This is a genomic window from Spirosoma sp. (genome assembly GCF_048594605.1).
Taxonomy (GTDB): Bacteria; Bacteroidota; Bacteroidia; order Cytophagales; family Spirosomataceae; genus Spirosoma.
In genome coordinates, this window is the sequence record NZ_JBMDWV010000006.1 from 14,909 (window position 1) to 35,846 (window position 20,938).

The 20,938-nt window shown below is 47.0% G+C and carries 17 protein-coding genes and 1 pseudogene; 7 read left to right on the plus strand and 11 right to left on the minus strand.

Translation table 11 applies throughout. The features are described from left to right. The first annotated feature begins 39 nt into the window (after nt 1-39). Both ACOJS8_RS00340 and ACOJS8_RS00345 read left to right on the plus strand, forming a co-directional pair. Nucleotides 40-582 (plus strand): ABC transporter permease, encoded by a 543-nt coding sequence (locus ACOJS8_RS00340; protein ID WP_420146541.1) that lies wholly within the window; start codon nt 40-42, stop codon nt 580-582. A 72-nt stretch (nt 583-654) separates the two neighbouring features. Continuing rightward, nucleotides 655-1,200 carry a hypothetical protein gene (locus ACOJS8_RS00345; RefSeq protein ID WP_420146542.1) on the plus strand — a complete coding sequence of 182 codons (546 nt, stop codon included), beginning with the start codon at nt 655-657 and terminating at the stop codon, nt 1,198-1,200. Nucleotides 1,201-1,242: 42 nt separating this feature from the next. Here the strand turns inward: ACOJS8_RS00345 and ACOJS8_RS00350 are convergent, their stop codons facing one another. The 4 genes and pseudogenes from ACOJS8_RS00350 to ACOJS8_RS00365 form a co-directional block, all read right to left on the minus strand. Continuing rightward, entirely contained in the window at nt 1,243-3,375 is a 2,133-nt protein-coding gene (locus tag ACOJS8_RS00350; protein WP_420146543.1) for a ComEC/Rec2 family competence protein, read from the minus strand. Further along, entirely contained in the window at nt 3,372-3,824 is a 453-nt protein-coding gene (locus ACOJS8_RS00355) for a GNAT family N-acetyltransferase (protein WP_420146555.1), read from the minus strand. The genes ACOJS8_RS00350 and ACOJS8_RS00355 overlap by 4 nt, the downstream gene beginning before the upstream one ends. 93 nt (nt 3,825-3,917) lie before the next feature. Further along, entirely contained in the window at nt 3,918-5,288 is a 1,371-nt protein-coding gene (locus tag ACOJS8_RS00360) for a M43 family zinc metalloprotease (protein ID WP_420146544.1), read from the minus strand. Further along, nucleotides 5,269-6,234, minus strand: a pseudogene (locus tag ACOJS8_RS00365) (PhoH family protein). Before ACOJS8_RS00365 ends, ACOJS8_RS00360 begins: the two are co-directional and overlap by 20 nt. 359 nt (nt 6,235-6,593) lie before the next feature. On the opposite strand from ACOJS8_RS00365, the gene dnaB reads away from it, so the two are divergent. Both dnaB and ACOJS8_RS00375 read left to right on the plus strand, forming a co-directional pair. Then, on the plus strand, nt 6,594-8,183 hold the full coding sequence (dnaB, locus tag ACOJS8_RS00370; RefSeq protein ID WP_420146545.1) for a replicative DNA helicase: 1,590 nt from the start codon (nt 6,594-6,596) through the stop codon (nt 8,181-8,183). A gap of 100 nt (nt 8,184-8,283) precedes the next feature. Beyond that, nucleotides 8,284-8,862 carry a DUF2911 domain-containing protein gene (locus ACOJS8_RS00375; RefSeq protein ID WP_420146546.1) on the plus strand — a complete coding sequence of 193 codons (579 nt, stop codon included), beginning with the start codon at nt 8,284-8,286 and terminating at the stop codon, nt 8,860-8,862. Nucleotides 8,863-8,939: 77 nt separating this feature from the next. Here the strand turns inward: ACOJS8_RS00375 and ACOJS8_RS00380 are convergent, their stop codons facing one another. The 7 genes from ACOJS8_RS00380 to ACOJS8_RS00410 form a co-directional block, all read right to left on the minus strand. After that, on the minus strand, nt 8,940-9,740 hold the full coding sequence (locus ACOJS8_RS00380; protein WP_420146547.1) for a TIGR00730 family Rossman fold protein: 801 nt from the start codon (nt 9,738-9,740) through the stop codon (nt 8,940-8,942). 236 nt (nt 9,741-9,976) lie between these two features. Next, the gene (locus ACOJS8_RS00385; RefSeq protein WP_420146556.1) at nt 9,977-11,188 is read right to left on the minus strand and encodes a pyridoxal phosphate-dependent aminotransferase; all 1,212 of its coding nucleotides are present in this window, start codon (nt 11,186-11,188) and stop codon (nt 9,977-9,979) included. Nucleotides 11,189-11,362: 174 nt separating this feature from the next. Beyond that, a complete protein-coding gene (locus ACOJS8_RS00390; RefSeq protein ID WP_420146548.1) occupies nt 11,363-13,093 on the minus strand; it encodes a hypothetical protein in 1,731 nt (576 codons plus the stop codon). 594 nt (nt 13,094-13,687) lie between these two features. Further along, a complete protein-coding gene (locus ACOJS8_RS00395; protein WP_420146557.1) occupies nt 13,688-15,727 on the minus strand; it encodes a M3 family metallopeptidase in 2,040 nt (679 codons plus the stop codon). A gap of 243 nt (nt 15,728-15,970) precedes the next feature. Further along, a complete protein-coding gene (locus ACOJS8_RS00400) occupies nt 15,971-16,444 on the minus strand; it encodes a hypothetical protein (RefSeq protein WP_420146549.1) in 474 nt (157 codons plus the stop codon). A gap of 326 nt (nt 16,445-16,770) precedes the next feature. Then, on the minus strand, nt 16,771-18,042 hold the full coding sequence (locus tag ACOJS8_RS00405; RefSeq protein WP_420146550.1) for a dicarboxylate/amino acid:cation symporter: 1,272 nt from the start codon (nt 18,040-18,042) through the stop codon (nt 16,771-16,773). A gap of 80 nt (nt 18,043-18,122) precedes the next feature. After that, nucleotides 18,123-18,641: an acyl-CoA thioesterase gene (locus ACOJS8_RS00410; protein WP_420146551.1), complete on the minus strand. Its 519-nt coding sequence runs from the start codon at nt 18,639-18,641 to the stop codon at nt 18,123-18,125. Between the two features lie 204 nt (nt 18,642-18,845). Here ACOJS8_RS00410 and ACOJS8_RS00415 point away from each other — a divergent pair, with 204 nt between their 5' ends. The 3 genes from ACOJS8_RS00415 to ACOJS8_RS00425 all read left to right on the plus strand — a co-directional run bounded on the left by ACOJS8_RS00415 (nt 18,846) and on the right by ACOJS8_RS00425 (nt 20,773). Further along, nucleotides 18,846-19,295 (plus strand): DUF2147 domain-containing protein, encoded by a 450-nt coding sequence (locus ACOJS8_RS00415; RefSeq protein WP_420146552.1) that lies wholly within the window; start codon nt 18,846-18,848, stop codon nt 19,293-19,295. Between the two features lie 68 nt (nt 19,296-19,363). After that, nucleotides 19,364-20,530, plus strand: a complete 1,167-nt coding sequence (locus ACOJS8_RS00420) for a flavin-containing monooxygenase (protein WP_420146553.1) — start codon at nt 19,364-19,366, stop codon at nt 20,528-20,530. A gap of 57 nt (nt 20,531-20,587) precedes the next feature. Further along, nucleotides 20,588-20,773, plus strand: coding sequence for a CsbD family protein (locus ACOJS8_RS00425; RefSeq protein ID WP_420146554.1), 186 nt, complete (start codon nt 20,588-20,590; stop codon nt 20,771-20,773). Nucleotides 20,774-20,938: the final 165 nt, after the last annotated feature.

Here is a 20,938-nt window from a genome sequence, read left to right on the forward strand (position 1 = left end):
CAGATTAAATTTCGGGTTAAACTCAGTACTAATTTTTCCATGAATTTCCGATCGTTCTACACCGTAATTACGCTGAACATTTGCCTCCTTTTGTCCGCTCAGGCGCAGCCTTCCTATGAGGTTACGGATAAAGAACCGGCACAATTCAATGGCGTTGAATACGGGTATTCGATACGTAATGAAAGTACAAAAGATATGGGCAGTAAAGGCACATTTAAACGCTACGAGTTAACTGTTTACGTAACCAATAAAAGTGGCTGCACTAAATTATTTTTTCCCCGACAAACCACGTTTGGCCTACAGAATCAGGATTTGCTGGCCAACTTTGACTGCGTAAATGCAACCGGTGCCCGGCTAACGTCTAAAACAGCGACAGTACGGGCCCGCCCTTTTTTGGTGCCTTACTCAACAACTACTAAAAATGCAGAAGGTAAAGAAGTTATCAACACAATACAGGTGCAGGCGGGGCACATGCTCGATAATGGCGAAACCGTTACTAATCATGTAATTGTAATTGTTCCTGATAATGAGCAGCCTCGCGTGCGGGTTCGCGTTCAGACTACCGAAACAAATGTCCGGTAATCACTTAATTCGTTAACTTTGTTACGCGAAATTTGTCGTTATAAACATACTTATAACTAGGCGGTAATCTTTATGAAGTCCCAGATTCGTTTTGCCCTATTGGTTTGTAGTGTAAGCCTGAGTGCCAGTTTACTGATGAGTCATCAAAGCTTTGGCCAATACGGGGGTTATGGTGGTGGATATGGCGGTATGGGCTACGGTCGTCGGATGGGCGGCATGGACCCTAGTATGTCCAGCAGCCCCCGAGCATCGATTCCAAACATTGCGGGAGACATTGCTCAGAAGGAAACAAAATGGCTGAAGGAAAATCTATCGTTGAGCAAGGATCAGCTTAAGGATGTTAAAAACCTTAATAATGAGTATGCCAGTCAGCAACAGGATGCAATTAAGGATATCATTGGACCAAGCGGAAAACCCGGCCCTGATACGCGCAAGCAAATTCAGGATATGATGTTGATGCTGAACGAAGAAAAAGAAGATAAGCTCAAAACCATTCTGACACCGGAGCAGTGGGCAACGTACCAAGCTAAAAAAGACGATATGCAGAAGGTCGCCGGTGGGTTCCGTCCGCCTGCTCCAAAGACAGATTCCCTCAGTAAATCTCCCAGCCAGCCTTAACCAGTATTTGGGCTAATTTTCGATTCGGGACCAGCAAACAAATCAGTCAAAATCAGCCACGTAAGCCCCCATCTGACGTACTGAATGACAGGCTATTGCCTTTTGCTTAGCGTCTACCAGGAGTTGATCTGTTAAAGGCGTTTTATTCGAATCGTCGAAGATAATGTTACGTGCAACGATACGTCCGTTAAGTTGTTGCCAATTTCGTAAGGCGTTACGTCGGATAATAAGATAATCAACCACGGCTGGTAATCGCCAGTGACTCGGGCCACCCAATCTGTTAACGATTAACAGCGATTTTCCTTGCCAGACCCATAGAGTAAACTCAGGAGTGCGATAATAAGCAGGCAAGCTCGTTAACGAATCCGTAGACGCTACGTTCCGATCCACCTTGGTCACGGTCAGATCGGATACGCCCCACTGCCCAAACGTATTTTTGAGGTAAAAATCGTACGAACGCTTATCGACCTCATCCAGATCGGTCAGAAGCAGGCTACGGTGCCCGTCAGTCAGACTGATCGCTGTACGGTGGGGCAGGAAATGAACCGCTAACCGACGCTGATGAGTATGCGCATACTCATTCCAAAGCAGCATCCCCGTCAGCAGAATGGCCGTGACACAGGTCGCCCATAAATACATACTCTTGCGGGTCAGTAACAAAGCGATACTAAACAAAATAAGCGCGTAAATGAGCAGCATCGTTACAAGCGAAAGCCATAATCCATCCCAGGCAGCTCCCGGCAGTTGCCCCGTTAAGGTAACGGCATAATTGAGGAACCACGCTGTTTTTTGCAATACCCAGCCCAACCCTGAGCTTACGAAAGGAATCCAGCTAAAAGCGAGTGTTGCCATTGCCAGCGGCAATAGAATCTCTGACATCACGATGACGATCGGGTTCGCCAATAGAAAGTAGGTTGGAAATTGATGAAAGTAGAAAACACCTAGTGGGAACGTAATAATCTGAGCGACAAGAGCTACTGCCGTTAATTCCCACAGCCGATTCGCCCATTTATTTCGAAAAGTCAGCGATTGATAAAAGGACGATTGCCAGGCACCAATACCCGCTACGGCCAGATATGATAATTGAAACCCTGCCGAAAATAATGCGTACGGATCAAAGCAAAGGATGAAAAAGGCGGATGCTCCCAACGTATTCATCAACTGCTGTTGCCGCCCAAACGCATTCGCCAGAATCAACAGGGTAAACATGCCCGCCGAACGTAGCACCGGTGGAGAAAAACCGGTTACCAGCGCGTAAAACCAAAGAATAGCTAACTGAATCGCAGCCATCAAAAGCTTTCCGCGAGGTCGTTTAATTAGAAAACGAAGCAGAAACGTCAGTACAGCAAACAAAATGCCGACATGCAGACCTGACACAGAAAGGATATGTACGGCTCCTGCGGCTGAATAGGCCCGATACAGTTCGGCATCCAAATCATCCCGCACACCCAGAATCATGGCGTTGACAATACCAAATTCAGCACGAGTACCAATTTGATACGTTAACACGCTATCAGCCCATCGATTGACTATTGTAGCAAGCTGCGCTACACGACTCGGGGGATCAATACCCAAAACCTGCCGCTGAAACGGGCGTAGGTATTGCTGATGATAGATATTCCGGTAGCTGAGGTATCGTTTATAATTAAATTCGCCAGGATTGAGGGGCGGATCAATTGGCCGGGGAGAACCAGATACCAGCCAGACTTCGCCGTATCGCGGCATCAACTGACTGGCTTTGTCCAGATAAACAATAACCCGACCGCTCAGAGGCCGCCACTGGTTTGTATGTTGGGCGCTTTTCCAGGCGCCCCGCCGGATTTCCAACTCGACGCGATACGTTTTGGCGCGCTCTTCGGGCTGTGAAGAAACAACCCCTTCATAGGAACGTAACGTATCGGTAAGATGGATCAGATTATCTGGTCGGTTACTGGCCGTTCGCTGGTAGGCGATCACCCACCCTAAAGCCAGCAATAGGAATAAACCTCCAACGCCGGAAGAAATTTGAACAGGTTTAATGACCTTTCCGCTGGTACGGATAAAGCCCCACGAAAATAGTATACCTCCTAAAACTAGTGCTCCTATCGGTATGATGTACCATTCGGCCAACTCAACGTAACAAACGATTCCCGTAATCAGTGCTGCTACGTAGCGGACGAAAGGAGGAAGATTCATTCTTTCGAGTAAGCCGATCCAGGTAATACCATTTTATAATGCTGAATTCCAGCTTCTTCAAACATAGGACCAACCGGTACAAAGCCGAAACCAGCGTAAAGAGGCATCGCCGTTAACTGAGCGTGTAGATAAATCCGTTCGATGGGCTCAGGCTGCTGGCTGAATACGTCGTCCAATACGGCACGTACCAACGCTTTTCCAACTCCGTACCCACGAAATTGGGTCAAAACAGCAAACCGCTCAAGCTTAACTCCATTGGAAGTACGTCGCCAACGGGCGGTACCAGCAGGTTCGCCATCTACACGCGCCAGAAAATGCGTGCTCGTTGATTCAAATTCGTCATATTCTTCCCGAGCATCGACATGCTGCTCCTCCACAAAAACCTGTCGACGAATGGCAAAAACGATGTCCATATCGGGAGGACTGGAAATGGGTGATACGTTAATCATGAAATAAGTGTTCTTTGCCGCCGTTATCCCAGCAGACGCAATCATAACGACTGAGCAGGTGTGTAATTCCAACAGCAGGCCATCAATGGTCAGCTACTGTACCAGTAAGCGTTTGCTAACCGTTTCGCTGTTTGTTTTTACACGCACAATATACAAACCAGACGCCAATCCATTTACAGCTAACGACACGCGGGTGCTTGGCGAATCGGTGTATGATAAGGTTCTTATCTGACGCCCGGACGCATCAAACAGACCTACACTGAAGGATTGAATCCCTTTCAACTGGACGTCCACTAACGGGTCCGTCGTGGTGGGATTAGGATACAGCGTAACTGTAAGCTTCTCGGTTTCCGTTAAAGGACCATTGGACCCCGTAAATAGATTTGCCCGACTTGGACTGACAGCCAGTACGGCCCGCATCCGGGCAACCTGGCCCGCCGTAAACATGTTCATGCAGGCATCTGGCGAATACATCATGTAATTTTCGATCAACTCGCGGGTACGCTTGCCTGAGCAGTTGGAGAATAGGTCGTTACAACTGGATGTTTGATTCAGATCATCTGTTGGCGGGGTATCTGCTACGTGATCGTCGCCACATGGATCATCAAAGGGGCCATCTGGGTGAAACAGACCTAACCAATGTCCGATTTCGTGGGTAGTGGTACGTCCTAACGCGTAACTTTTATAATAACTTGTAGCGGTCAGCCTGCCAAAAACCCGAAAATCGACAATAACGCCATCCGTCAATTTGTCCGTATCTCTGGGCAGTCCCTGCAACGTATCGCTCGCCGTTATTGTCGGGTACTGCGGGGCGAATCCTAAATTATTTGCCTGAACCCGGGTTACCCAAATATTCAGATAGCGGTCGCTGGGCCAGTAAGCAATTGTTGAGAGTAGTAAATTATCATCATAACTCAGTACATCGAACGATGAACGATTTGCGTAATACGTACGGGTAATGCCTGTTGTCGGCTGACCGCTCGGGTCAATCGTAGCCAGGTAGAATTCGATGCCAGCATCCGCGCCAATTGAACTGGTGTTTCCTCCATTTGTGCCCGCTTTTCGGCGGTAATCCTCATTCAGAACCTGAATCTGCGAAAGGATTTGGTCGTTGGTTATATTGCCATTGTTATCCCCTCCTATCTGCCCCGATGCCGTATTATGAATAATGTGTACAACAACCGGTATGCGATAAATGATTGTATCGGCCTGTTGACGTAACCGGCCAGCTTCTGCCTGGTATTGTTCGATACGTCGGTTGAGTTCATTAAGCTGCGTCCGCCGGTTCGGATTAAGTTGTTGCAGAATCCGCTCCTGCTGTAACGTAGCACACCGATTGAGTATTACGTCGGCGGGCGTCTGCGCCTGAACCAGTATGTTAACAAGGAAGAAAAACGAACCGGCCAGCCAATGCCAGCCGGTTCGTGCACTAAACGTTACGTTCTTATTGACCAGCTTTATCATATGCTGTAATAATTTCCCGAACAAGTCGATGGCGGACAACGTCGCGCCCATCCAGCTCTACGAAAGCAATACCTTTGATGTCCTTCAGAATATCAACAGACTCAACCAACCCCGATTTCTGTCGATTGGGCAGGTCAATCTGCGACCGGTCGCCGGTAATGATTGCTTTTGAGGTCGGTCCCATCCGCGTCAGAAACATCTTCATCTGCATGGTTGTGGTGTTCTGCGCTTCATCAAGTAGGATAAAGGCATTGTTCAACGTCCGGCCCCGCATGTACGCCAGGGGTGCAATTTCGATAATCCGATTCTCCGTGTAAAACTTCAGTTTTTCGGCTGGAATCATATCATCGAGCGCATCATAAATTGGGCGGAGATAGGGGTCAATTTTCTCTTTAAGATCCCCCGGCAGGAAGCCCAGATTTTCACCAGCCTCAACCGCTGGGCGCGTAATGATTATCTTTTTGACTTCTTTGTTTTTCAGCGCCCGTACGGCAATAGCAACGGCAGTATAGGTTTTACCGGTTCCGGCCGGCCCAATGGCAAAAACAAGATCATGTTTCTCGGCCGCTTCGACCAGTCGTTTCTGATTGTCTGTTTTTTCCCCGACAACCACCCCCCCGGTACCCTAAACCAGCACATCGTCGTCATCGGGCAAAACGGGTGGATTCGTTGAGTTTCCAATGGGTGTTACACCACTGTGGCTAATATAGTTCTGGATATTGTCGTGGGTTATCTTACCATATCGCTGGTAATGCTCCATCAGTGAATCCAGAATTTCGCTGATCCGACTGATCTCGGGCGTAGTGCCTTTAATACGTATTTCGTTACCGCGCGAAATAATTTTGCTCATAGGAAAGGCTGCGGCCACTTCCTTGATGTTGTTATTCTCTACGCCCAGAAAGTCGATGAGCGAGACATTGTCGAGGGTGATGACTTTTTCGACCAAATGATGAAAAGAATTAAAGTGTGATTCCGAAAAGTAAGCGATTTCTCTACTCCTACAACATCTTTTGGCAAAAAATTATTCATTTACCGGCATTTAATACCTATGCCTAAAATTTAGCAAAAAACAGGTAATTTTTATTAATTAATCGCTATCTTGCTGACTTACAGTCTACTGTCTTGATTCTGTATTATGTACGCTAGTCCCGCCCCCGACCGTTGCTTAAAAATTCAGATTTTTTTTCACCAGATAGCATCAACATTACCAGAATGTTACGTGCTCAATAACCGATTCGATGGCTATACGTTGACTATGGCGGATTTGCCTTATGCGGGCAGGAATGCGTAAACTTGCAGTAAGACATGGAGAATAACGCACGCCCCAATCAACACCTTCGTAAACCTTCGGCCTTTGCCGGAGGCCGTCAGCAGGCTGGTAACCACTGGCTCGATACCGGACTTGGTAAACTCCCTCCCCAGGCTCTTGACCTTGAAGAAGCCGTTTTAGGCGCGTTGATGATTGAGAAAGACGCCCTCTCATCGGTTGTTGATATTCTTAAGCCCGAAACCTTTTATAAAGAAGCGCACCAACGGATTTACAACGCCATCCTGACGCTTTTCGGCAACTCTGACCCAATTGACCTGCTGACCGTTACGCAGCAGTTGCGTAAGACGGGAGAAATTGAGCTGGTAGGCGGTGGTGGATTCGTTTCAGAACTTACCTTTCGGGTCAACTCGGCTGCGAATATTGAATACCATGCCCGGATCGTATCGGAGCAGGCGCTTAAACGGGCGCTCATTGCCATGTCGTCAACGATTCTGAAGGATGCTTACGAAGATACTACCGACGTATTTGAACTGCTCGACCGTACTGAGCAGTCTCTCTTCAAGATTTCTGAATCGAATATCAAGAAGAATTACGCCGACATGAGTACCATCGTTCGGATGGCACTGAACGAGCTGGAAACTAAGAAAAACCAGGAAGGCTTAACCGGTGTACCATCCGGCTTCACCAATCTGGACCGCGTTACGTCGGGTTGGCAACCTACCGAATTAATTATTCTGGCGGCCAGGCCAGCCATGGGGAAAACCGCGTTTGTCGTTTCTGCGCTACGTAATGCTGCGGTCGATCATGGAAAACCGGTGGCAATTTTCTCGCTGGAGATGTCGTCTGTACAGCTGGTTAACCGGCTTATCTCGGCAGAAGCCGAAATTGATTCGGAAAAAATCAGAAAAGGTACGCTGGCTCCACACGAATGGACGCAGTTACACCACAAAATCCAGCGGCTAACCGAAGCACCTATCTTTATTGACGATACCCCTGCTCTATCCATCCTGGAATTGCGGGCAAAATGTCGACGTCTGAAAGCACAGCACGATATTCAGATGGTCGTGATCGACTACCTTCAGCTCATGTCTGGCGATACGTCCGGACGGGCAGGCGGAAACCGCGAACAGGAAATTGCGTCGATCTCGCGCGCGCTGAAGAACCTGGCGAAGGAACTGAACGTACCGGTAATTGCTCTATCTCAGTTGAGCCGGGCCGTTGAAACACGCGGTGGCGATAAAAAACCGCAACTCTCCGACCTTCGGGAATCGGGATCTATCGAGCAGGACGCCGATATGGTATGCTTCCTCTACCGACCTGAATATTACAATATCACGCAGGATGAAAACGGTAATTCAACGGCCGGTATAGGCGAAGTTATTATCGCCAAAAACCGGAGTGGCTCGCTCGATACGATACAACTCCGGTTCATCAATAAGTTTACGAAATTCTGCGACCTTGACTCCTATTTCGAGCCTGTACAAACACAAGGTTTTGCCCCTGATGTCAACGGCCTGAGCAGTTTCGATAGTCCCCAACCTTCGGCAGGTAGTGTCTTCAAGAGCAAGGCCAACAACATGTCGAATTTCGGTCATGCCGACCCAAGCCAGGAAACGCCGTTTTAACGCTTCGCAATGGTTAAGCACCCTACTTTATAGTAAGCCAAACGTATCGGCATTGGCGGGTTGGAAGTATATTGCGTCAAACTCTAAAAAGACGTATCACGTGAAAATTTTTTCATTAATTCCATTCCTGTTATTATCGTTCACATTAGTTACCTCGGCACAAACATTGAGAGGGCTCGACAAAAGCCCAATGGACATGGCGTATTATCCCGACGATTTTGCCCATGACCGGAAATTCGCGCCCGCCAAAGTGGGCGACAAAGCGTATGCCCGCGTTACGTATAGCCGCCCGGCCAAAAAAGATCGGGAAGTGTTCGGCAAGCTGGTTCCATACGGTAAAGTATGGCGCGTAGGCGCTAATGAAGCTACGGAAGTCAAGTTTTTCACGGATGCCACCATTGGCGGCAAACAGATAAAAGCTGGCGTTTATTCCCTATACGCTATTCCTAATGAAACAGACTGGACGCTAATTTTCAACACCGACCTTGATCAGTGGGGAGCTTACAGTTATAAGCAGGATTTAGATATTCTGCGCGTTACTGTTCCAGTTAAAAAAACGTCTGAACCACTTGAGAACCTGGCCATTCAGTTCAAGAAAGCAGATGATAACAGTAAGAATTCGACGATGATGATCGCCTGGGACAATACGTTGGTCGAAGTGCCTGTTTCTTTTCAATAGATCTTTCCTCAAATTTTTTCTCCCAAAAAAACGCCCTCAACTAATTGATGAGGGCGTTTTTCATGAGCTATTTCCGACTAGAAATTAGGTTTCAGCATGTAGCGACTGTAGAAATCATCGATTACCTTGACTGCTTCCGTTGGCGTATCGACCAGATTAATGAGTTTCATATCTTCTGGGTTAATGTTATGCTCCTGTTCCAACATTACGTCCTCAATCCAGCCAATCAATCCCTGCCAGAAGGAACGACCAACCAGCACAATCGGGAAACGGGCAATTTTACGAGTTTGAATCAGGGTCAGTGCCTCAAACAATTCATCGAGCGTACCCATTCCGCCTGGCATGACCACAAACCCCTGCGCGTACTTTACGAACATCACTTTCCTGACAAAAAAGAAATCGAAGTTGATGCTCTTGTCCGGATCGATGTAAATATTGCTGTGTTGTTCAAACGGTAATTTAATATTCAGGCCAACAGATTTGCCGCCCTGCTCAAAAGCGCCTTTGTTGCCAGCTTCCATAATACCGGGCCCTCCACCCGTAATGACACCGTAACCATGACGAACCAGTTTGGCCGCAATCTCTTCGGTCATTTTGTAATACGGATTATCAGGTTTGGTACGTGCCGAACCGAAAACTGACACACAGGGGCCGATTTTTGCCAGCTTGTCGAACCCCTCGACAAACTCGGCCATTACTTTAAAAATGACCCAGGAGTCGGCCGTCTTAATTTCATTCCAGTCGTGGTCCTGAAAAGCCTCTTTAATACGTTGTTCGTCAGGGGTAAGGAGTAACTCGTCGCGCTTAGGTAAATCGTTGGCAATGCGTTCGGTGCTCTGCGTTTCAGAGCGATGAACATTCTCTTTTGTTTCTTCCATGTATGTACTAGAAAAGGGAGTGGGCGCGAAACGTACTCACTTCGTTCATTAAAAAAATAGACAGCTAATTTATATAAAAACAAGCCCCAGCCACCCCATGGCTATTTTCGCGGGGCGGAACGGTATAACGAATAGAAGCGGGAAAACGTTTCTGCCAGAAAGCAAAAATGATCTACTTCCACTGCGAAAAGAACGTTCGCGGTAAAAGCAAAAAACCATAGGCTCGGTGTTCGGGATTATTTCCGGCGGCTTTCCAGAAAGTTTTCAACCCGATCCATCGCTATGTTTAATTCATCAACATTAGGGAGGCAAACAATGCGAAAATGATCATTTTGAACGTAATTGAAGCCGTTTCCTGATACGACCAGCACTTTCTGTTCAGTCAGTAGATTGAGCACAAAATCGTCGTCATCCTCCAGCCGAAACTGGGTCAGATCAATTTTCGGAAAAATATACAGCGCACCTTTGGGCTTTACACACGTAACGCCGGGAATGGCAGTCATCCGTTCGTAGGCCAGCATCATTTGTTTATACAGCCTGCCTGTTGGCATGACTAAGTCGTTGATACTCTGATAACCGCCTAAGGCTGTTTGAATGGCATACTGTGTGGGTACGTTCGCACAAAGACGCATACTGGCCAGTAACGTCAATCCTTCAATGTACGATTTTGCCCGGTGCCGCGCACCGCTCAGAATCATCCATCCGCCCCGGAAGCCAGCAGCCCGGTAATTTTTCGACAAACCGCCCATCGTAATACAGAGCGTATCGTTGATCATTTTAGAGATAGGGTAATGAACAGCCCCATCGTACAAAATCCGGTCATAAATCTCATCGGAAAACACAATGAGCTTCCGTCGCTCAGCAATGCGGGCAATTCCTTCAAGTATGGCTTTGTCGTATACTGCTCCCGTTGGATTGTTTGGATTAATAACGACAATAGCGCGGGTTCGTGGGGTAATTTTACGTTCCAGATCGGAAAGGTCAGGGTTCCAGTCAGAAGCTTCGTCACATACGTAATGGACGGGCTTTCCGCCACAGAAAGCTACTGAAGCCGTCCAGAGCGGATAATCAGGAGAAGGTACCAGCACTTCGTCTCCTTCGTTGAGCAGGGCCTGCATCGACAGCATAATCATTTCGCTGACGCCATTGCCGATAAAAATATCATTGATCGTAATGCCCGGCAAGCCTATGTTTTGGGTATGATGCATGACCGCTTTCCGGGCCGCGAATAACCCCCGCGAATCGGAATAACCCTGCGCGTTACGTATGTTCAGAATAATATCATGGACAATCTCGTCGGGGGCATCGAATCCGAACGTAGCAGGGTTGCCAATGTTCAGACTAATGATTTTATATCCCTGACTTTCCAGTTCAAGCGCTTTTTCGTAGATCGGTCCCCGAATGTCGTATTTTAACGAAATAAGCCGGTCACTCTTAAGGATTTCCATTGCTGGCACTTCGACTTCTAAACTATCCAATTCCATTCCGTAAAAGTACGGAATGTAAATCAAATTAGCCGTTTGCTCTATCGATTATGCATTGTTGCACAAATCATTACACGCACGTAACCTTCGTTGATCGTACCAAAAAATATAGCCATTGACGCCCACAGCATTGATCATTTACCAGGAGAGCTGCGTACGTCTAATCCGAATGGAAGGATCGAGTGCCCAATTCCAGCGTGGTGTGGTTATGCGAAAACGACGTATTAACTGATTATTGTTTCCTTTTGAAAGCAGAAAATCCTGAAACGCCTTCGTATCGGGCACCCATCTGTTGGCCAGAAAACCATTGGCCAGTAAGGTAGTGCTAGCCTGATAAGAATGCCATTTCCGGTCGGCGGTTTCGAGTTCAAGGGTTAGCGTCGGCGGTTGAAAAAATAACCGAATCAGCCGCCCCAATAATGAATAGTTCATCTCTATCTGCACAAGTTGCAGGGTTGACGTCGGCGGTACGTATATATCATCCTGTAATCGGCTCTCTACTTCGCTCACAGACACAGTATCCAGCTTTTTAGGGCTAGTCCGGCGTTTTAACATCATCGATTCCTCTGCTGCCTTGTCAACCAGGTCGTAATAACGTAGCATGGTCAGCCGCGTTCCGATCTCTTCCGAAAATGGGTACCGGTTGTCGGTAGCCTGATGCGCATAGATGATGTATTCCGGCGCCCGCGACGACTCATAAAAGGACGTATTGAGCGAATCAAGGAAATGGTTCGTGACCTGATACGATTGGAAAACCGGCCGGGGTCGATAAGCCCTCGTCAAACCGTTCAGATAAACGGAGGCAATGTCGTAAGGAATAATATCTACCGTTCCCCGACGTAACCGGTTAGTCCATTCTTTAGGAAATCGACGGATTGAATCAGGCGCTGAGTAGGTCGGATTTAGCACGTCTTCAACGTAGTGAGCAAGTTGCTTGGGGTGGTTAAAATAAATCGCTGGCTTTACAAATAGCAGCTGACTCACTAAAACCAACAAGGCCACTACCGATATATCACGTTGGAGTGCATGGTGCGGAATAAATACAGCCAGAAGTGATAAGGGAAGAAAAGCGTATTTAAAAAATAAGCAGTTATGGCCTGAATCGGACCGTACGAATCCTTCTTTGAACAGGACAAAAAGAGAAACTGCCGAAAAGAAAATTATGACCCCGTAATTAGCCGTTTTTTCCCCTGGTATTTTACGGAATCCCCAGAATAGATGCAACAGTGTTAATATGTACAAAAGTACAATTAATAGAGCCGCAAATAATGCTCTTTCGCCGTTTGCATTGTAAAATCGCATAACATCATTATACGAATCTATTAGTTGAATATTGGCCAGAGTATAACGGTACAAATCGACATTAAAGACATAGGCGCAGATACTTACTGCCAGAAAAACAGCAAGCAGCATACCAGCATACCAGCGCGCCTTCGGCCTGTAATGTATAAAATAATACGTTACGTAAAGAAGCAGGCACCCCAAACAAACCAGTCCCGTATTGCCTTTCACATAAAAGGCAAACACAGCAATGCCTAACGCATTGAAAAACCAGACATCCCGACGGGTTTGAAGGTGGTAACAGAGTAAAAAAAGTACAAAATATAGGTATAGAAATGGAGGATCTCCGCCCGCCCCATTATATAAAATGGTCGATACCAGAAGAACCGCAGCTACATTCAACACCGTAAAATTCTTTCTAAGTACGATCCAGATCAGCACAGTTCCCTGTATAATCAACCATAAGTCATAGCCAAAAAGCTGCCATCGGTTGACGGCGATTGGCAGACGGGTGCAACCCAGGTATCCCAATGGCCCGTACGTAAAAACAACATCCGTTCCGTATTCCAGCTTCAGTTGTTTTATCATATTTAACGCAATAGACCATGACCCGTCTAACGAATCGGACGATATTGAGTTAAAGAGCGACCATCGTTCAAACGTGCATAGAGCCAACAGAAACGAAAGACCTGCAATGAGGTAATTTCTGTCAATAACAAGGCTCTGTTTTTGTAAAGTAAGTGTGGATTTTTTTAAGTAATTCATAGCTATACTAGCTGGCTCTTATGGATCATTGTATATTCTTTCCAGCCTTTTCGGACCAGTATTTTCACCAAAAAATCGGCACTGCGGGTACTCCTTAAAAAGCATTTTCACTAGATACGACTCCATTAAGTAGGGGACTCCAATTGACCCGTTTTGGCGGTAGCATGAGGCCTTGCAAACTTCTTTCAAAACTCCCCGGCAAAACGTGATTACAACCATAAAATACCGGAAAATGAGACTATAAGCATAATATATTTTTTTAACGGTAAAAAGTTGTTTTCTAGAGTGTTAGGACCACTCCGATTTTAAATCCTGGTCATTGGTGACACGTAGTACGACCATAAAAAATTGTGCTCTCTGCACTGTCAGGACCGACAGTGCAGAGAGCACAATTGACAAATGACCTGTCAGGAAATTTTACAAAATCAATCCACTACGGCGAAGCATGGCTTTGGGAGAAGGCTCACGTCCCCGGAATTTCTTATACAATTCCATCGGTTTTTCGCTGCCCCCTTTCTCCAGTACGTTCTTACGGAAACTGTCGGCAGCGGCTTTGTTATCTAAGCCTCCTTTTTCTTTGAAGAATTCGAAAGCGTCAGCGTCCAGAACTTCGCTCCATTTGTAGCTGTAATAGCCTGCCGAATAACCACCCGCGAAGATGTGCGAGAAAGCTGGGCTGAACGCTACGCCCTCTACCGGAGGAAACAGGTTCGCTACCGAATCTACTTTGCGCTCAACCTGGGTCACAGTTTCGCCGGTGGGTTTCTGACCATGATAATACATATCAACCAGGCCGAAACGTAACTGGCGCAGATTAGCCAGCCCTGCCAGGAAGTTCTGGCTGGCCCGAATCTTCTCAATCAATTCGTTTGGAATAACTTCGCCTGTCTGGTAGTGTTTGGCGAAGAGTTTCAGTGCTTCCGGATCGTAGCACCAATTCTCCATTACCTGCGAAGGAAGCTCGACAAAATCGCGGGGCACACTTGTGCCGCTCAGGCTCTCGTATTTGCCATTAGCCAGCATCCCGTGCAATCCATGACCAAATTCATGAAACAACGTAGTGACTTCGTCGAAGGTCAATAACGATGGTTTGGTCTCAGTCGGGCGGGTAAAGTTGCAGACGTTAACAATGTGAGGGCGAATGTTTTCGCCTTTCTCAATTTTCTGGCCCTGTACGTCGTTCATCCAGGCACCACTACGCTTTCCTTCGCGGGGGAAGTAATCACCGTAGAAAACAGCCAGAAATTTACCGTCTTTGTCAAATACGTCGAAGGTTTTTACTTCGGCATTGTAAACCGGAATATCGGTTCGTTCCTTAAATGTAATTCCGTATAGCTTGTTGGCAACTGTAAATACACCATTCAATACGTTCTCCAGTTTAAAATACGGTTTCAGCGTTTCATCGTCGAGATCGTATTTTTCTTTATTTAGTTTTTCGGAATAATAACTGTTGTCCCAGGCTTGCAGCTTATCGTCCGTAAAGCCGTTTGCTTTGGCATAGGTCGTCAGTTCGGCCAGTTGACGTTCTGCAGCCGGACGAGCGTAGGTAACCATTTCGTTCAGGAAACTCTGCACTTTATCTCTCGATCCAGCCATGTTTTCTTCCAGTACAAAATCGGCGTGGGTTTTATAGCCCAGCAGATTGGCCCGTTCGTAACGCAGGTCCACAATCTTCTGAATGATGGCCTGGTTATCATTTTTATTCCCATGGAAACTACGTCCGTTATAAGCTAGATACAGCTTTTTACGAAGGTCACGGTTTTCGGCATATTGCATAAATGGACCGTAACTCGGGGCTTGCAGCGTAAAGGCCCATCCATCTTTGCCTTTCTGTTTAGCAGTTGCTTTGGCCGCTTCACGGGCAAAATCGGGTAGCCCAGACAGGTCTTTCTCATCCGTCACAATCATTACGTATTCGTTGGTTTCGTTCAACACGTTCTCGCCGAATTGCAACGATAACTGCGACAGTTCTTTATCGATAACGCGTAGACGTTCTTTACCTTTTTCGTCAAGATTGGCGCCATTACGAGAAAAACGTTTGTACGTTTTTTCGAGCAGCATTGCGCTTTCAGGATCGAGTTTGAGACTGGAACGCTGGTCATAAACAGCTTTAATCCGAGCGAACAGTTTCTCGTTCAACGTAATGTCGTTACCGTACTCACTTAGCAGGGGTGAGGCTTCCTTAACAATCTTCTGAAGTTCGGGGGACGTTTCGGCGCTGTTCAGATTGAAGAGCACAGATGCTACTTTACCCAGCAAATCGCCCGTGCGTTCCAGAGCTACAATTGTGTTTTCAAAGGTTGGTTTAGCCGGATTGTTAACAATAGCAGCCACCTCTTTTCGTCCCTCTGCCAGACCTTCTTTCAGGGCCGGCATGTAATCCTCATTTTTAACTTTATTGAACGGAACCGTCTGATGGGGCGTAGTGTACGGCTGTAAGAATGGATTTTGGGTCATTTCAGATTGGCGATGCAAAGGCTGAGCTAACGTAGCCGTCGCAGCTACTGCCAGCAATGCACCGGTTAGTTTGAGTTGTTGATGCTTAAACATATAGTTTTGCAAAATGAGTTTCCTGGAAAAATACGAAAAAAGACAAGGCTAAAAACGCAAAGTTGCACTGTCGGTCTCATAACTTGTCGAGCGGTAAACCCACAAAAAAGCAGCCGATCAGTTGATCGGCTGCTCCTTCGTTTTTCTTGCTTAATATCGACTGAGGCCGTAACCAGGACCTCTTCCATTACCGTAACTTCTGCTACGTCCGGCTATTTGTTCAAAGGGCCGCATTCGATCGATAACACGATCACGCTGGTCTGGATGAAGAACGGCCATCATGTCAAAAAACTCACGCTGACGCGCCTGCCGGAAAAAATCGCGCTGACGGGGATCGCGTGGATTTAGTCCCTGGGTCTGCTGATTGAAGCGTTCCCGAATATGTCGAATCTCGCGCTCCTGCTTCCGCGACAAGTTTAACTCGCGATCCCACCAGTCCAGATGACGGTCAAACTGATAGTTATCAAAATCGTACTGGTGATTCGATTGTCCATATCCCTGTGTATGGCCGTATCTATTGGGCTGATGAGGGTGACTGTTGGTAGGGTAGCCGTAGTGTTGCGCAAATGCACCCGTCGAGAGCAACGCGACAAGGGTTGTAGCTGTCATCAATATCTTTTTCATGGTAAATAATGATTCAGGTTGTATTTGCCCTTTGAACAACTCACCACAGAATGGTTTAATTAATTCCCTAAATAAGCATATTTTACGAATCAATACAATAATTGGCTATCGATTTTAGTTAACGGACCAATACGCCATACGCAGGATCCTGATAATCAGCAGGATATCAACCCAGTTCAGCAGAATGGTCCTGAACACTAATGAATTTAAATCTAAAATATGCAAGCATTAAAAACCACAAAGCGGGAGCCGTATAGAATGGCCTCCCGCTTTGTGGTTGAAGTCAGCTTTGTCGAAGGTAGAAATCTCGACAAACCTGACAGCTTCTAATATTTATACTCAGCCAGTTCATTTCGATCCTGCTTTTGTATAACTTTTTCGTATTTCTGCCGGTCGAACTCATTTTCGTTGTTCGCTATAAAAATTGTCGCGACGGTGTTGCCGATGATGTTCGTGATCGAGCGGGCTTCTGACATGAACCGATCGACGCCCAGCAGGAGCGCCAGTCCTTCTACCGGAATCACTTTGATGGCCGTTAACGTACTGGCCAGTACAATAAACCCACTGCCCGTAACGCCCGCTGCGCCTTTTGATGTTACCATTAGAATACCAATAATGGTTAGTTCCTGTCCCAGCGTCAGATCAACCCCGAAAACCTGAGCCAGAAAAATCGTTGCCATCACCAGATAAATCGTCGTACCGTCCAGATTAAACGAATAGCCCGCCGGAATCACCAGTCCTACCACCGATCGTGAACAACCCAACGATTCAAGTTTGTCCATAATCTGAGGCAGTGCCGACTCCGACGACGACGTGCCAAGCACAATCAGCAACTCCTCCCTGATAAATTTCAGCACAGCCCACAGACTGATTTTGTAATAACGTAGTATCAAATTCAGGATTACAAATACAAATAGAAACATGGTGGCGTAAACCGTTCCCATCAGTTTGGCCAGAGGAAGCAACGTACCGAGGCCATATTTCCCAATAGTAAACGCCATACCTCCAAACGCACCCAGCGGGGCCAGCACCATCACTACGCTCAGAATGTTGAAAAATACTTTCGAGAGCTTTTCGAAACTCTGAATCAGCGATTTTCCTGCATCGCCCATGCGCGTCAGTCCCACCCCGAAGAGGATCGAAAAGACAAGCACCTGCAAAATATCTCCCTCAGCAAACGCCTTGATCGCGTTGCTTGGCACGATATGCAGAAAAAATTCAGTCCAGTCCATTTCGGCACCCTGTTCGGTATATTTACTGACATCGCCCCCCTTCACGGCGGCCGTCTGAACGCCATCGCCCGGCCTAATAAGGTTAGCCAGCAACAGCCCGATTGCCAGTGCGCCAGTTGTGACAATTTCAAAATAGAGCAGTGCTTTCCCTCCTACGCGACCGACCTTTTTCAAGTCGCCCATATTACTAATGCCCAGGACAATAGTCAGGAAAATAATTGGTGCAATGACCATCTTGATCAGGTTGATGAAGAGATCGCCAAGCGGTTTGAGCTTTGCCGCTGTTTCGGGAAAGAAATAGCCCGTTAGTATCCCTAACGTAATGGCAATCAGCACACGAACAGTGAGGTTGTTGAGAAGTTTCATAGGTTGGGGGAAGTGGCAGGGTAAGGGCATGGGGCAGAGGGCAAATGTCAGTGCTGACCTGTACTCTCTGCCGCTTGCTCTTACCTCATTACTACTTGCTGTTTGATTTCGCGGATGCGGTCGTTGAAGTTAAGGCTTAAAAAATCAATAGTAGGCACCAGCGTGGTCTGTAATAACTCAGTCACTTTTTCGTCGTGTGGAATCCGTTTACCCGTAACGATACTAACGTATTTGGATGTAACCCAGAGCACATTTTTCAGATGCGTTTTGCCATCGTCGGTCATTACGTATTCAGTAACGGTCGTGTCTTCGTTGAAATAGATCAGCCGGGAAATGATGCGGACCCACTCACTGACCAGCGCTGGCCGGACATAAGCAATTTGATGCTGATAAACCACCCAGCTTGTTTTTAACTCTCGAAACAACTGTCCTGGGCTAAAATCGTAAAGTTTTGCCACCTGATCTTCGCGCGCGTTGAAATAATAGTCGAAGTACTTGGCATTATTGAGGTGCTGCAACGGATCGCAGTCCTGGAAGCGAATAATCACCCGCGATTCGGTTTCGGTCGGGTAAATACGATTGGGGTCGCGGTGAAACATTGTTTGAATCAGGCTTTACTAAATTATGAGGATGAGCACGATTGGAGAAAGCTATGGGCTTTTCTCAGGTTAGTCTTTTGGAAAATCAATGTTAAACAAAATCTGGCTAATCATTTTAATCCTGTAAATTCCAGTTCAAAATTTTTGTGCAACCTTTACGTTAGTACAACAAATTCGTTGTTTTTTATCAATTCCTGCACAACCATGAAGATCCTGCGTTATTTGTTGCCCGTTTTTTCACTGTTCATTACGCTGACCGCCTTTGCTCCCAAAGCTGATGCCGACGCTGTGCTGGGCACGTGGTTAAATGGTACCAAGAAAGGGCACGTCCAGATTTACAAACAGGGTGGCACATACTTTGGAAAACTGGTTTGGTTAGGCCAGCCCAATGATCCAACCACTGGTAAACTACGTACTGACGAAAAAAATGTGGACCCGTCGAAACGCTCGCGGCCGCTGATGAACATGGTTTTGATGTATAACTTCAAGTTTGACGGAGGGAACGTCTGGAGTGACGGCAAGATTTACAACCCCGAAGACGGGAAGGAGTACAACTGCAAGATGACATTGCAGGACCCCAATACGTTGCTGGTACGTGGGTACGTCGGCATCTCCCTGCTGGGCAAAACCCAGACCTGGACGCGGATAAAATGAGTTGTAGAGTCATGAAGTTGTAAAGTTGCTCCAGGTACAGATTTCCCACATCCTTTAACTTTACGACCATGCAACTCCATACTTGTGCAACGCTAATCATCGGTGCGGGTCCGGCGGGCCTGGCGATGGCCGGACAACTGGCTCATCGAAAGTTGCCGTTTACGGTTCTGGAAGCAAGCGAACATATTGGTTTCAGCTGGCGCAATCATTACGATCGGCTGCACCTGCATACCGTAAAAGAGCATTCGGCCCTACCACATTTTCCGTTTCCGACCAGCTACCCCACCTACGTATCGCGCCTGCAGTTTGTTGAGTATCTTGAACGGTACGCCGAGCATTTTGGCATAAACCCTGTTTTCAGCCAGAAGGTCACTCACATTACCAGAAATCCACAGGACGGCACATGGCGAGTGCAGACCCAAACCGATACGTTCAGGGCCGAGCAGGTTATCGTTGCAACTGGCTATAACCGGGAACCCAATGTACCGGAACTACCGGGTCAGCGTAATTACAGGGGAATAGTATGGCACAGTTATGAGTATCGGAATGGGGCGCCGTTTCGGGACGAAAACGTACTGGTAGTCGGCATGGGGAACACTGCAGCCGAACTGGCGCTGGATCTGCTCGAAAACCAGGCGAAACCGTTTATTTCCGTCCGGAGTCCCGTTAACATCATTCGAAGGGATCTGTTCGGACGGCCTGCACAAAAGACGGCCATCCTGATGCAGAAATTTCCAGCGTGGTTTACCAACATTATGGCCCGGCTGATGCAGAGAATCAGTATTGGAGATTTGTCTGCTTACGGTCTGGGGAAGCCTGCTCACTCGCCTACTCAAGACCTGCGTCGGGGCAAGCCGCCCGTTATTGATGTGGGGACGCTTGCCCAAATTAAAGCCGGAAAGATCACCATTTTACCGGGTATCGAACGTATCAACGGCGACAGCGGACCGACCAAAATCGTTACGTTCACCGACGGGCGGGAATTACCCTTTGATGCTATCATTCTGGCGACGGGCTATCGGCCTGGGTTGGCGACAGTTATCGGTGATGAACTAGCCGGTAAGATTCTGAATGAACGAGGATATCCGAAAAAACTCTGGTTCGATGACCGTTCGCTGCGAGGGTTATACTTCCTCGGTTTCTCTATTCCCATAACGGGCGTCCTTTACCATCTGAACATTGATTCCGAAAAAATTGCGAAACACATTTCGGAAAACAATTTTGTCTCGGCATAGTTCTATTTACGTAATCAAGGAGATTATAGTACACATTCAGCGTAATACACTACAATCATGAACGAGACCACAATTAAAGGCGGCTGGAACGAATTAAAAGGTAAAATCAAACAAGCTTACGGCGATCTTACCGACGACGATCTAACCTACGAAGAAGGTAAAGAAGACGAAATGTGGGGTAAACTCCAGCAAAAAACAGGAAAAACGAAAGACGAAATTAATAAGCGGATTGCTGATCTGTAAGGACTCATCAATCCATTGATCGAAAAAGCCGGAGCTCAAGTTTCCGGCTTTTTCGTTTTTACAATATTCTAGCTCGAATCAGAAGGGTGGCTCCCACCCTTTTTCGTATTGCCGGCTCCATAATTTCATAGCCTCCGCGTCTTTGATATGACCATTTTTCGGATC